Here is a 13,369-nt window from a genome sequence, read left to right on the forward strand (position 1 = left end):
AACCCGCATCTCGAGCGAGAATGCGGGTTTTTCGCGAATATCCCGGTCGCCTCGGGGCGTCTGAGCCTTGGCGCGACGGCGAGTCTGCGGTGACGCATCGTGCATGCTGGCAAGACCGATCCAGACTGGCGACACGCCTAGCTTTTCTTCCCGCCAAACATGCCGACCAGCTTTTTACGCAATATCTGCAATCCTGTCCCAGGCTTGCAAGCTCGATATTCGGCCAGCGCGGCGTCCAGCTGCTCCCGATTCAGTACACCCTTGGGAAGCAGGATCAGCTGTTCATACAGAGCCTGCTGCTGCTTGATCCCGCCGGTCTTGCCGTAGGAACGCGCCAGCTGCAGGCGCATCCAATTGATCTGTACCGAAAAGCCCGGACCATTCTCATTGCCGAGCTGATGCAGTTTCTCTTCCAGCCAGGGAATGACCTCCGCGTAACGCCCCTGTTTGCGCATCAAGGCCCCCAGGTTGACGCAGGCCTTGACGGCCTCCAGCCGCACGTCGGGCTCGCCGTCATGCAGATAGCTTTGCACGACACGCCGGTACAGCGCCTCCGCCTCGATCAAATCCCGCTCGGCCACGGTCAGCGCCTTGCTCCACATGGCACGCGCCACGCGCAAGCGCAGATAACTCAGTGCAGTGCCCTGCCAGCGGCGAATGATTTCGTCGTAGACGGCAATTTCTTCTTCATGACGCCCCAGCTTGTCCAGCTGCACCGCCTTGTTGGACAGCGCCAGCGCCACGTCTTTGTCGGAAGACAGATTCATGTCGTCGCTGTAGCGCATGATGATCTCGTCGTTGACGACTATCGCGGCCTCGCGCAGCCCCAGCCGTGCCAGGCAGAATCCCTTGTTGACCAGCGCATCCAGACAGATGGCTCGCAGCTCGGGATGCAGCGACTCCACATGCGCATTGATGACCTGCTCGTACCGCGTGATCGCCTCGCGGTAGTTTTCCTGCTCCTGCAGCTTGCGCCCCTCTTCCACTACAGCCTTCATCTCCTGCAACCGCTGCGGCGCTACAGGCTCGTACTGCTCGCCGTAATTCACCGAAATTCCCTGGCTTTGCAGGCGATTCAGGCAGGTCAGGCGGCTGGCATTGGCGCGGGCCACCGTGTCGCGGGCAATCGGCCTGGTGCTGGTGCTGCAGTGGGCCAGCAAGGCATCATAGGTCTTGAGCGCCTCTTCGTTGCGCTCCAGCAATTGCATCTGCAGATAGGCCAGATTCAGATAACTGCTGGCCACGCGCGACTCGATCGCTTCGTCCTGGTCGGCGGCGAACTTCCGCAGCAACTTCTGGTAGGTCTGCACTGCCTCATCGAAATGCAGCCGTTCGCGCTGGCTGACGGCCAGGTCGAACAGGGTTTCCACGACGGAAAGCCGCACGGCCGTGTCCCCATCGTCGCGAAAGCGCTCCAGCATGCTATCGCCCAGGGCGGCCCGCCGCCGCTCGGCTTCAGTCACTTCGGGAGCAGGTATCGACTCGTCCTTGTCATTCTTCCCACTGGGATGCGCATGCTTTGGCGGCGCCAGATCGCCCCAGATTTCCGCCTCCAGTTCCATGGAAGATGCTTGCAACTGACGCCATGCGGTTTGCTGCGGGCTGTCGGGCTCGACAGACAATGACAGGCGCGCCATGTCCTCAAGCGCAGCCAGGGCAGCCTCGTGCTCGCCCATACGTTTGAGCATGCGGGCCTTTTGCCGCATGGAACGGCATACGACGAGGCGGACTGCCGCATCATCGTCATCCGCGAAACGCCGCTGCAACACATCGAACGTTTCCAAGGCCTGTTCAGGCGAGTCCAGCGTTTCATCAGCATGGGCCAGCTTGTACCAAGCCCTTGCCAGCGGCTCTTGAAGCGCGGCGCTGCGGTCGCCGCCGAGCCTTTCCAGCACCTGCCCATAACCTTGCCACGCAGTTTCCTCGTCACGCATCTCCAGGGCATTGAGCCAGGCGATCAAGGCCGTGCGGCGCACTTGCGCATCGGAATGTCCCGAATGGCGCTGCCAATGCTGCTCGCTCAAGGTCTCGGCCCTGCCTGTCAAGGCTGCGGCCTGCTCCTCGTCTTCCGTTTGGCTGGCCAGTTCGTGCAAAGCCTCGGCGTGAACCTGCAAGCACTTGCCCAGGCAGCGTACCTCGATCACGCTGTCGGTATCGGAGAACTCCGCCTCCATCTGCTCGCAGGCGAGTACCGCCTGTTCAGGCTTGCTGCTTTTTTCCGGTGCTTCGAGGCTGGACAGATGCCACCAGAAAATACGATCCAGTTGCGCCAGGGCAAGGGTCTGACGTATGCCCGTGTTAGGGCTGCCTCCATGAACCAGCAACAACGCGTCCATGGCTTGCAAGGCGCCGGGCCAGTCTTTTTCCACCAACAGCCGCGCCTGCGCCAGGGCCGCGTCGGCGGCGACTTCGCGCAGATCATCAACGTCGCTCTCTTGAAAGTCGCTCTGCAACTGCGCATAGCCCTCAAGCGCCTGCTGGCGATAACCAAGGTCTTCAAACAACTCCGATTTGCGCAGCCGGATCTTCGCCACCAGCGCCTGCGTGGCAGGCCATGCGTCCGCGCCAAAACGCTGCTCCAGCCGATCAGCCTCGCGCACCATGTCGACGCGGGCAAAGGTCGCGCCGCGATGCACGGTCAGCGCGATGACTTCCATGCCCGCGCGAACCAGCCACTCGCGCACCGCCGGGGACTCAACGTGCTCGAAGCGTCGCTCCAGGTGACGCCAGGTCGCCAAGGCGTCTTCATGCTTGCCATCGGCGGCCAGGGCCGTACCCTTGGCGAATTGCGCCCTGGCCATCCATGGCCAATCGTCGGGAACCGCTCCTTCGAGATGCGAGGCCAATGCCTCGGCGGACTGAACTTCATTCGCCGTCTCTCCCGCCCGCCGCAGGGCCTGCAGCTTGGCGAACCAGGCGGCAACCAGATGCTCTTTCAGCTCCTGGTCCGAGCCGGAAAACGGCGTGGTCAGCGGCAGAAGACGGTCTATGACGGCCTGGCTCTTTTCAAGGTCCTGCTGTGCGGAAATCGTATTGGGCATGGCGCGAGACGGTTGCAGGCGTGTGCGCCATGTTATCCGTTCTCGGAAGCGCCTCCGCTTTCAGGCGCAGAGGGCCTGCCGCAGCCTTTCGGGAATGTCCATGATCAATGGTCCGCCGAACAGCACCGGGTCTTGCAAGGGCTGGCCGCGTATCAGCCCGACCTCTGCCTCGCCCTCGCCTCCCGGAGCTCGACGGGTCAGATCTGGTCGAATCCGGCGCCAACCGCGACCGATCCGCCCGTAACGCGGAGCGAATCAATATTGCCGAGCAGTTCCAGCGGTTCAACGCCCTGGCCGTGGGTGAGCAGGCCGCCTTCTATCTCCACTTCGCGCGCCGAACCTCCAGGCTTGACGCTGAACGCGATGGCCGACAGCCGCAGCACCACACCCTTGACCAGCGAGTCGCCGGTGCCGCCATAGGTTTCAATGCCCCGGCGCACCGAAATGCGCCCCACCGGCTGGCTGATCTGTATGCCCACCGCGCCGTCGGCATGCGTCACCACGCGGTCGAACTCGGCCGTCTGCACGGTCCCGGTATAGACATTGAAGCCGCGCGAGCCCTGCCCGAAGGTCTCGATGGGCGCTTCGGCTTGCAGCAAATTGACTGTACCGAAATTGACGAAGCCGATGCCGCTGGGGCCATAGGACGTGATCTTGTCCTCGGCGAGCCAATGGTCCACCGTACCCCAGTTGTCCAGCACCATATCGTTGGGGCCGTAAGTGGTCACCGGCCCCAGGTTGCGCACGCTGTCAACGTAGGCGCCATGGACGGTAAACACGCCGCCGGCGATCTGGTCGGGCGTGCCAGGCGCTATGCCTCCGTCGCTATGGACCGCGCCAGTCTCCAGCCGCCGCGCCACCAGGCGGCCGCCCGAAACGCCCGCGCCGCTGACAAAGATGCCGCTGCCCAGCACAGGCGCGCCGGGCCGGCCGGCCGACAGGCCGGTAAGGTCGGCGGTGAGGGTGACAGCAACGTCCGCCTGCTGATTCCACAGCGTGAACGCCCCCTGGATCACCTCCACGCCATACCCCTTGGGGCGTTCGCCATAGCCGCGCGCATCGGCCGCCAGGATATCGATATTATGGGCCTCGACATGGCCACCGCGCACCTTGTCGCCCGCCAGCAATTGCACCACCCCGGTGATCGACAGATTCTGCAGAGTCAGGCTGCCCAGGTGACCCACACTGAGGTCATTGAAAAGGGCGCGCCGTTCAGGGTCGGCTTTGAGGGCAAGGTTCTCGACCTGATTGTCAGCCGTAAGCTGCAAGCCGTCCTGACCCGCGGTGAATTGGATCGACGCCCCAGGTCCGTCTCCAGCCAGGAACTGACCAGGCAACAGACGCAGCGTCGGAACATCGACCAACTGCCCGGTGATCTCAATGCACGTAACCTTGGGATCCGCCACGGCGGCCTGCAGTTCCTTCACTGTGGAAATTTGACGTTCCGAGACGTTCATTCTGATCTCCTCTGTTGGACAGCCAGTCAATCCGGGTAGCCACGCCCGCGCCCCCGGACCGCGGCTCTCTCGACCGCGACGGCGACTCGCATTTGCCGGCAAGGCCACGAGCGTAAAACATGCCCCGCTTCTGCGTAATCCGTGGAATTCACATAATTCCTATCGGTCCGAGACTCACCAAACCACGGACGCCTGGGGCGGATCGATGTGTCCCGCCTAGTCTTCCCGCGACGCCTGCCCGGACAGCGCGCCGGCAGGCCGCCCCGGCAGGCCCGCCAGCAATTCATCGGCAGATTGCCTGAATCGCATGACCAGAAATTCAAGCAGCTCGCGCACGCGCGGCACCTGATAGCGATTGCGGTGGATGATCGCGTAAACGCCAGGCTCGTCGACGGAGTATTCGGGCAGCACAACCCGGAGCCGGCCGGCGCGCAGGTCCTCGGCGGCGTCCCAGATGGTTTTCCGCGTAATGCCGATGCCCTCCAGCGCCCAAGCCCTCGCCAGCGCTCCGTCGTTGGTCTCCCAGGATTGCCTCATGGGAAGACGCAGCGACCAGCTACGGCCATTCTCGGAAAAATGGTATTCGTTCAGTGGACCGGCGCCGGTGACCAGGACAATGAACTGGTGCTGCGCCAGGTCTTGCGGCGTTCGCGGCGTGCCGCAAGCCTCCAGGTAGCTAGGCGCCGCGCACAAGACGCGCCAATTGGGAGCGAGGAAGCGCGCCACCAGGTCGCCGTCGTCCGGCCGGCCGAAGCGCACGGCGATATCCATGTCGTCTTCCAACAGCCTGGACAGCGAATCCGTCAGCGTCAGCGCCAGCTTCAGGTGCCGGTGGCTCTTGCTGAATTCGGTGAGCCACTGATTAAACAGATTGCGGCCGAAGTCGGTGGAGGCCGAAATGCGGACTTTGCCGCTCACGCCGGCACGTCCGGCCAGCAAGGCGGCTTCCGCGCTTTCAAGCGCCTCCAGCGCCGTCCGGCAGTGCTCCAGGTATGTGTGGCCTTCATTGGTCAACCGCAGGCTGCGCGTCGTGCGATCCAGCAGCTTGGTCTGCAGGGCGGACTCCAGCTTGGTCAGCCTCGCGCTCGCCGCCGCGGCGGAGACCCCCAGCTTGCGCCCCGCCGCGGACAAACTGCCCAGGCCGGCTGCCTCCACGAAAAGACGAATGTCACCCAGCGCGTCTATCAGCATTATTCAATCTCGCTTGAAAGCGTATGAAGCAAGGTCTCAATTATCAAGCATCGAGAAATGCAGGAACATAGCTATTTCTCGATGCCAAGCACGGCATTCGTTTTTACTTTTTGAAAAATCATTGACCAGATGAGCATCACGAAGTCGGCCATGGACGCCGATGGCAAATTTCCGCTTGGCAGCCTTCTTGCGCTGAGTATGACCAGCTTTATCGCGACGGCCAACGAGACCTTTCCTGCCGGCCTGTTGCCGCAGATTGCCGCCGGATTCGACACGACCGAAGCCTGGGCGGGTCAAATGGTCACGCTTTGCGCGCTGGGTTCCGGCCTAGCCGCCATTCCCCTCACGGCGGCGACGCGCGGCTGGGGCCGGCGCCACGTCTTGCTGGCAGTGCTGTGCTGCTTTTTTGTGTCCAATCTGGTCACCGCGACCTCGACCAACTTCGTTCTCAGCCTGGCGGCGCGTTTTCTGGCCGGAGCCGCCACCGGCCTGGCCTGGAGCCTGCTGGCCACCTATGCTCGCAGCCTGGCGGCTCCCCGGCAGCAAGGGCGGGCCCTGGCCGTCGCCATGTTTGGCATTCCCCTGGCGTTGTCGGTCGGAGTTCCGCTGGCCAGCTGGTCCAGCCAGCTTATCGGGTGGCGCGGCGTGTTCGCCTGCCTGGCGGTAATCGCCATGCTGTTGACGCTCTGGGTGTGGCTGCGCCTGCCCGATCGCCCCGGCCAGAAGCAGGGAAGCCGTCTCGCCGCAGGCCAGGTGCTGGCCACTCCCGGCGTATGCGCCGTGCTGTTCGTGGTCATGACCTGGATACTGCCGCATTACATCCTTTATACCTATCTCTCGCCCTTCCTCGACTCCATCGGCCTGGGCGCGCACCTGGACCGCGTGCTGCTCGGATTCGGCCTTGCCGCGCTGCTGGGCATCTGGGGCGTCGGGCTGCTGGTCGACCGTTATCTGCGCGTGCTGGTACTGGCGGCGCTGGCTTCTTTCTGCGCCGTCTCGCTGGCGTTCGGCCTGGGCGCGACCTCGCTGCCCGTGGTCTATCTCGGCGTCATCATTTGGGGGCTGAGCTTCAGCGGCGCGCCCACGCTGCTACAAACTTCGCTTGCGGATGCCGCGGGCAAGCATGCGGATATGGCTCAGGCCATGCTGGTGACGGTATTCAACATATCGTTTGCCGGCAGTGGCGCCTTAGGCGGCGTTTTGCTGGAAACGACCGGCGCGCAGGCCTTTCCCTGGGTCATCGTCGCGCTGCTGGCAAGCGCCTTGATGGTCGCCTGGAGCGCGAAGCGTCACGCGTTCCGTCCTGGCTCGCGCCACGCCCCCGGACGCCCATCTCACCCAGCTGCCACGCAGGATCCCGATCGCGGGCAGGCCTGTCCCTGAAACTCCCGACACCTCGACCACCAGGAACTTCCCCTATGTCCATCAATTCCCTGAAATCTGCGCCGCGCTGGCTGGCCACGGCTGTGCTGGCCTTTGCGGCAACCCACGCCCATGCCGGCGAAGTAAGCAAGGAACAGCAGGAAGCCAATCGCCAGATCGTGCTGGCCTTCTACGAGCAAGGCCTCAATCAGCTCAACGCCGACGCCGCGATGCCCTATCTTGGCGAGCGCTATGTGCAGCACAACCCGACGGCGCCCGACGGGCCCGAAGGCTTCCGCAAATTCATCGCGTTCATGAAAGAGAAGTATCCCAAGTTCCACAGCGAGATCAAACGCTCGTTCACCGACAGGGAATACGTGATCCTCCATGTGCATTCGGTGCGCGAGCCGGGCACGCGCGGCAATGCCATCGTGGACATCTTCAAGGTGGAGAACGGGAAGATCGTGGAACACTGGGACGTCATCCAGGCCATCCCCGAAACGGCGGCGAACGACAACACCATGTTCTAGGCTGCGCCGGAATGACGGGCAGCCTCCGGCCACCCTCACTGATAACTCATGGTGAAGGTGGCGATCCCGCGGAGCGTCCCTGGCGTCACCGCGCCTGTCGAAATGTATTGGGCAACCAAGGGCACTTCGGTCACGGAATCCGAGGTTCCCACGCGCCATTGATTGATAGCGCCCGCGGCAGCCGAATCGGGACCATAGGCCACCGGCTTGCCTTTGTACAGCAGCCGCATCTCGATTCCGCCCGCCGTCGATCCCGCCGCGGGCGTCAGGCGGTCGGTACGGTTGCCTGGATTTGTCGAGTCGGTCAGAGTCACGTACACATTGGCGCCGGGCGTGCAATTCAGGCCAATGCGGAGCGGCGTGTCGCCGCGCGTGGCACCGACCGTATTGAACTCCCGCGATGTCAGGGGAGGCAAGGTAGCGACAACCGACGGGGTCGTGACCAGGCAGCCTCCCTGGACAACCCGGCTGCCGGCCGCGATGGTGACATGGTAGGTCAATCCGGGATTGCCGCAGCCATTGATGAACTGGACATCAAGGCTGGGGAACGACGTCAGCGCGCCGCCGCTGACAGGCCCGATGACAAGCAGCTCAGCCGTAACCAGCCATTTGGCCGTCGAGTTTCTAGGGGCAGTGAATTTCGTGTTGACCGGCGCCAGCTCCCAGCCCCCTCCCCATCCCTGCGTGGTGTAAAAGCGCACCCCTATACCCGGAACGTTCGTCTTGTAGGTTTTTTCCAGGCCCGGAGCCTGGGTGCCGTTGACGGTCATGAGCTTGGTCAACGTGCAGGGCCCCCCTGTCATCTGCATGGCTCCGTCGACGACCACGCCCTCCTTGTCCTGCAGAATCGCCCCTACCTGCGCATCGCGGGGAGGCGTGTAGGAACCCTTCAGGACGATGAGCTTGTTGGTCGCAAAGGTTGTCAGCGCTCCATCATCGGCAGCGGCCGGGCCGGAGAACCCCGCGGCGACAAGCGCGCTCATGGCTAGGGCCGCAGCCCGCAGCGGCCGGCCGAAGCACGGCAAGGACAAGGATTTCACTCTCATCTGGGCCCAGATCCCATATATGTTTCGCATTTCACATCCAATCGGGGGTAGGTCAGCGCCTGCCCATCGCGCTCCGGCAAGCGATAGCCGAAATGGCACACCTGATCGGGCGCCTCGCCCCAACGCAGCGTCAGGTCACCTTCGTCGGCGACCCCCCGCACCAGCACGCGCCCGCCCTGGCCGACCACGCCGACCTCGCTTCCCGCTTCATTCAGCACGATGGCGCCAAACGGCGGCGCCACGCCGTCCGGCTTCATCACGCCGATCATCGCCGAACGGCCGGCCACGGTGGCGAAGCGGATCATGGTCACGGTGTTGGCGCGCGGCGCGATCCGGGTGCTGGTCTCCTTGAGCTCAACATCCAATGGCAGGCCCATGGGGTCCAGGTCGATACTGTTGAGCGAGTACGGCCGCAGATAAGGGATCACGGCATAACCCCTTCCATCGATACGCACCCCGGGGGCATTGGCGATGCGGGCCCCCATCGCATCCTTGGCCTCCACGACGCCAACGGTATCGCTCAGATCGTTGGCCAATGTCACCCCGCCCGGATGAGCCACGATGGCGCCCTTGATGCCGCCCGAATATTGCGTATAGCCCGAGCCGCCGCTCGCGCTGGCCGATAGCGTGGCCGCCTGGCCGCGGTACTGCACATTGCCGCCGCCGGTGGACGCCCCAAGCGCGCGGTCGACGTTCACGCCATAGCTGAGCGCGTTATCGTCCAGGGCGGAGCCGGTAAGCATGAGCTGCCCGGATGATCCGGTCCGGCCGTCCCTGGAGGCCGCCAGCGACAAGGTCGCGGGATGCTCCTCGCTACCCAGGGGAATCGACACGCTGGCGTATACCTGATTGCCCAGCGTTCCAGTAACCCCGTCGCGCCGGCGCGAGGCGGCGATGTTGTACATCAGGTTCGTGCCGAAGGCGCGGAACGTGTTGCTGTAGCCGACCTGGAACTCGGTGGATCGTCCACTGCGCGTCCAGTAGTCGCTGCTCGAGCCCGTGGCATACAGCTCGCCCCATTTTTCGCCCAACGATTGGTTGACCGTCAACTGCAGGGCGTTGCGCTGCCGGTCCAGGCGGGGAACATAGTCGAAGCCATTGCTGCCCGCCAGGCGGCTTCGCGGTTCGCTGACCAGCACGGCTTCGCGCAGGCCCCAGTAACCACTGGACGAATAGCGATAGCCGGCAATCGCCAGATTGGTCCGGGTCGAGGGCACGAACTTGCTGTAGCTGACCCGGATGCTGCGCCCGGCGCTCGAGGCCAGGCCGGGCTTGCTGATGCGCGACTGCGTCACGTCCAGGGCCACCGCGCCCATCGGCGTATTCCAGGCCGTTCCAAGCAGCCCAGCCTGGTAGCCCTGCGCGGCCACCGCGCCGCCGTAGCCCGTCAGCAGATTCGTGAATCCATACTGCATGGTGGCTTGCAGCAGCTTGCTGTCGTCCCCGATCGATCGCACGTTCCGCACCTTGCCCAACGCAACCGTATAGCGCAGCGTCCCGGGCCGCAGGAGCTGAGCGACCGAGGCGTAAGGCACGGTAAAGCTATGCTGGCTGCCGTCAGCTTCGGTCACGGTGACCAGCAGATCGCCGCCATAGCCGGTGGCGTAAAGATCGTTGACTTCAAAGGGGCCGGGCGACACCGTGGTTTCATGGAGCTTGACCCCGTTTTGCGTAACCGTCACCCGCGCATTGGATTGGGCGATCCCCCGGATCAGGGGCGCGTAGCCGCGTTGGGAATCGGGCAGCATCCTGTCATCGGAGGCCAACTGCGCCCCGCGCAGGCCGATGCTGTCGAACATGGCGCCATCGGTGTAGGAATCTCCCAGCGTCAATTGGCTGCGCCAGGACGGCAGGTCGTGCTGCAGATAGGTGGCAATGTTCTGATACTGCCGCTGGCCGCCCGTCTGCCAGCTCAGCGCCGATCGCTGGCGAAAATGCCAGGCGCCGAGATTCAAACCCGAATCAAAAGCCGCATAAGAGGTCCGGCCGGATGCCAGTCCGCTGGTCTGGTAGGTGTTCAGGTTGTAGGCCAGCGTGGCGGACGGCACGCCCTGGTCCCAGAACTCGGGATTGACATAGCCTTGGGGCGCATGGCGCAGCGCGGCCTGCGGCGCGCTGATATCCATACGCAGTTCAGCGATGTCAAAGGATGCGCTGGCGCCGGCCACCAATTGCCCGAGGTCGACGCATTGTCCCTTGGCGAGATCCGCGCGCAAACGCTCGGGGGCCGCGCCAAGCAGATCGTTTTTCAGATTCAGCTGCGCAATCAGGGCGGCATCGAAACAGGGCGTCGCCTGGCCATCCGGTCCTTCAAAACGCACGGCCCGGCGTCCGATCCAGGAAGCATTCAGATAGATATCGACGGAATACTCGCCTGGCGTCACGGGATTGCCGCGCGTGAAACGCGAGACATCGACCGTGGCGCCGCCCGAGTGCATGAGGAAACCGGAGTCGAAATCCACCTCGGCCGAAGATTGGCCGTCAAGGGGCGCTGCCCAGACTGCCGCGGGGAACAGCGCACAGGCCACGACGCCCCGAAGAAAGAAAAACCCGCGCTGTTTCATTGCGCGGACTGCGAGCCGGCATGAAACTCTCCTGAAACCGCCGCGCCGTAATCATTGATGGTCGTGTAGCGGACCACCGAGGGAATCTCGGAATCTACCGCCGTCAGGCTCCCGAAGTCGAACTCCGTCGCCGCATGCGGCGCGACCATTGCGCCCTCTTCGTTCACATGCTGTTTGCCGGCCGCCTGCACGCTGACCCTGCTGAGGGTCACGTAGTAGCCCGAAGGATTGCTGGCCGACAGGACGTAGCCGCCGTTGGGCTTTCTGACAAAGCGCCAGCGCAGCTTGTCCGGCGCATCGCCCGCCTTGCCGGGCAAGCCCGCGGGGCGGAAGAACAACTTGATCCGGGACCGGATCGCGATCTGCAGACGGTTGGCCTCGAAGCCGGCCCGAGGCGGCACCTCAAGCGCGTTGAGCCAGAAAAGCGACTCGCGATCCTGCGGCAGCGGTTCTTGCGTATGGATGATGCGCAACGTCTGGCCCTTCGCCGGATCCAGACGGAACAGCGGCGGAGTCAGCGTGAACGGAACCTTGACCTGGTCGGGGGTCGCGTTCGGGTCGCCGTCATCAATCCAGGACTGCACCAGAACCGGCCCATCGCCCTCGTTCGTGAGCTTCAGCGTCACCTCTCGCTGCGAAGAGGAATAGATGACCCGGGTTCCACTCAAGACAACTGCGGCGTTTGCCGAGGTCGCCATGACGGCAACCGAAAGCGCCGCAAAGGCAGCGTGCCATTTAAATCTGAAAAACATAGTCATCTCATAGGCGCTGGATCCTGCGCCGCGTCAGCGATGCGCATTTTCCCTGCCGGCTTTACACGAGGGGCGAGGGCGACGGCCGCTGGTTATTACTGGTAAACGATCGAGTACATCGTGCGGGCTTCAACCTTGCCGGCGGTCGACGCGTCGGTAGCGACGTATTGGGCAAAGTAGTTGAGCGTCGCCTGGCCGTTTTCCAGCGCAACAAATTGCATGTTCTGCGCAGCTTCCGCGCCGCCCAGCTGGATATCCGAATGGTCGTTGTTGAGCAGGCCCACTTCGACGTTTTCGGCGCCATTGGCCGCGGTGTTCTTGAGACGGCCTGTCAAAAGGTCAACCGTTGCGTTGGGTTCAAAGTAAACGGCCACATTTCCCGAGTTGGGCGAACAATTGGTCAGGGCGATATTGAAAGGGGTGCGACCAGCCGTCGCGCCCGCGGTCGGCAGCGCGCTGGTGGAAACCGTGGGTAGCGTCACCGTGAAGTCCGCGCCACCGCCATTGCCGTTGATCTGGCAAGTCTGCGACGTGATTTCGCCGTTAATGGTGATGGAGCCGTCCGCAGCCAGCGCGCTCGCAGACAGGCTGAAGGCCGCGCAGGCAAAAAATGCGGTAGAGAATTTCATGCTTAACCTCGTATGAGTAGACACGGGAGCGGCGCGCGCTGATGCGCGAGCCAAATGGAAAGCGTGGAAAGCCTCTGTTCAGAGGCGCAATTCGGTCGCTGGAAAAGCACCAGAAATCGAGAGAAATCTAGGTGTATTCCCCAAATTGAGCGGCAATTCTATGGATATCATCAGATTGCACAAGTTTTCTGCTATCTGATTTTCTGATATCCGAAAGATGGCTGAATGGCCGTAGATCTTCCGTTGCACCAACAGGCGCGTGTCCGCCCGATTCCATGGTGGCGCGCTTCATGTGCTGGCCGGCCAGCATGGCAGGCCGCTTGCCCTGTTCCAGGATGATCAGGCCGGCGATGTGTCCGGCGTGCCTCGGGAGTCGCTTGCAGGACATCCTCGCCGGTCAGGAGAAGCTCGCCTTTTCCCGCCAGTTGCCGTCAGCGCCGTTCGCATGCCGGCGTCAGGCTGGCGTGAGGTCGCCCATAAGCGAATCTTCGGCTCGCGCTGCGTACCTGCCCGCCGTGAAATCCATGAAATTCTCGATGGCCTGAGGCTTGCCCAGCAGATAACCTTGAGCCTCGTGGCAGGATTCCGCCTGCAGGAAGGCAAGTTCTTCCTCGGTCTCCACCCCTTCGGCCAGCACCGGAAGCTCCAGGCCGCGCCCCAGCCCCAGCACCGCCCTCACGATGGTGGCGGCCTGCGGATTGACGTGGACGGACTTGATGAAGGATCCGTCAATCTTGATCTTGTCGAATGGAAAGGCCCGCAGATTGGACAGCGAGGAATAGCCTGTTCCGAAATCA

General features: G+C 63.3%; 10 protein-coding genes. 2 read left to right on the forward strand and 8 right to left on the reverse strand.

Annotated elements, in window-relative coordinates; translation table 11 throughout:
- Nucleotides 1-137: 137 nt before the first annotated feature.
- The 3 genes from VIR09_RS14995 to VIR09_RS15005 form a co-directional block, all read right to left on the reverse strand.
- On the reverse strand, nt 138-3,041 hold the full coding sequence (locus VIR09_RS14995) for a hypothetical protein (RefSeq protein ID WP_332013581.1): 2,904 nt from the start codon (nt 3,039-3,041) through the stop codon (nt 138-140).
- A gap of 197 nt (nt 3,042-3,238) precedes the next feature.
- Nucleotides 3,239-4,498 carry a hypothetical protein gene (locus VIR09_RS15000; RefSeq protein ID WP_332013582.1) on the reverse strand — a complete coding sequence of 420 codons (1,260 nt, stop codon included), beginning with the start codon at nt 4,496-4,498 and terminating at the stop codon, nt 3,239-3,241.
- A 216-nt stretch (nt 4,499-4,714) separates the two neighbouring features.
- The gene (locus VIR09_RS15005) at nt 4,715-5,689 is read right to left on the reverse strand and encodes a LysR family transcriptional regulator (protein WP_332013583.1); all 975 of its coding nucleotides are present in this window, start codon (nt 5,687-5,689) and stop codon (nt 4,715-4,717) included.
- Between the two features lie 198 nt (nt 5,690-5,887).
- On the opposite strand from VIR09_RS15005, the gene VIR09_RS15010 reads away from it, so the two are divergent.
- Together VIR09_RS15010 and VIR09_RS15015 are read left to right on the forward strand one after the other, a co-directional pair.
- Nucleotides 5,888-7,072: an MFS transporter gene (locus tag VIR09_RS15010; protein ID WP_332013584.1), complete on the forward strand. Its 1,185-nt coding sequence runs from the start codon at nt 5,888-5,890 to the stop codon at nt 7,070-7,072.
- 35 nt (nt 7,073-7,107) lie between these two features.
- Nucleotides 7,108-7,581 carry a nuclear transport factor 2 family protein gene (locus tag VIR09_RS15015; RefSeq protein ID WP_332013585.1) on the forward strand — a complete coding sequence of 158 codons (474 nt, stop codon included), beginning with the start codon at nt 7,108-7,110 and terminating at the stop codon, nt 7,579-7,581.
- A gap of 35 nt (nt 7,582-7,616) precedes the next feature.
- Here the strand turns inward: VIR09_RS15015 and VIR09_RS15020 are convergent, their stop codons facing one another.
- The 5 genes from VIR09_RS15020 to VIR09_RS15040 all read right to left on the reverse strand — a co-directional run.
- A complete protein-coding gene (locus tag VIR09_RS15020) occupies nt 7,617-8,564 on the reverse strand; it encodes a fimbrial protein (RefSeq protein ID WP_332013586.1) in 948 nt (315 codons plus the stop codon).
- 59 nt (nt 8,565-8,623) lie between these two features.
- Nucleotides 8,624-11,191 carry a fimbria/pilus outer membrane usher protein gene (locus tag VIR09_RS15025; protein WP_332013587.1) on the reverse strand — a complete coding sequence of 856 codons (2,568 nt, stop codon included), beginning with the start codon at nt 11,189-11,191 and terminating at the stop codon, nt 8,624-8,626.
- Nucleotides 11,188-11,943: a fimbrial biogenesis chaperone gene (locus VIR09_RS15030; protein WP_332013588.1), complete on the reverse strand. Its 756-nt coding sequence runs from the start codon at nt 11,941-11,943 to the stop codon at nt 11,188-11,190. The genes VIR09_RS15025 and VIR09_RS15030 overlap by 4 nt, the downstream gene beginning before the upstream one ends.
- Nucleotides 11,944-12,038: 95 nt before the next feature.
- Nucleotides 12,039-12,572, reverse strand: a complete 534-nt coding sequence (locus VIR09_RS15035; protein WP_332013589.1) for a fimbrial protein — start codon at nt 12,570-12,572, stop codon at nt 12,039-12,041.
- A gap of 454 nt (nt 12,573-13,026) precedes the next feature.
- On the reverse strand, nt 13,027-13,369 hold a 343-nt coding region (locus VIR09_RS15040; RefSeq protein ID WP_332013590.1), incomplete at its 5' end, for an EAL domain-containing protein.

Source organism: Achromobacter sp. (genome assembly GCF_036567245.1).
Lineage (GTDB): Bacteria > Pseudomonadota > Gammaproteobacteria > Burkholderiales > Burkholderiaceae_B > Achromobacter.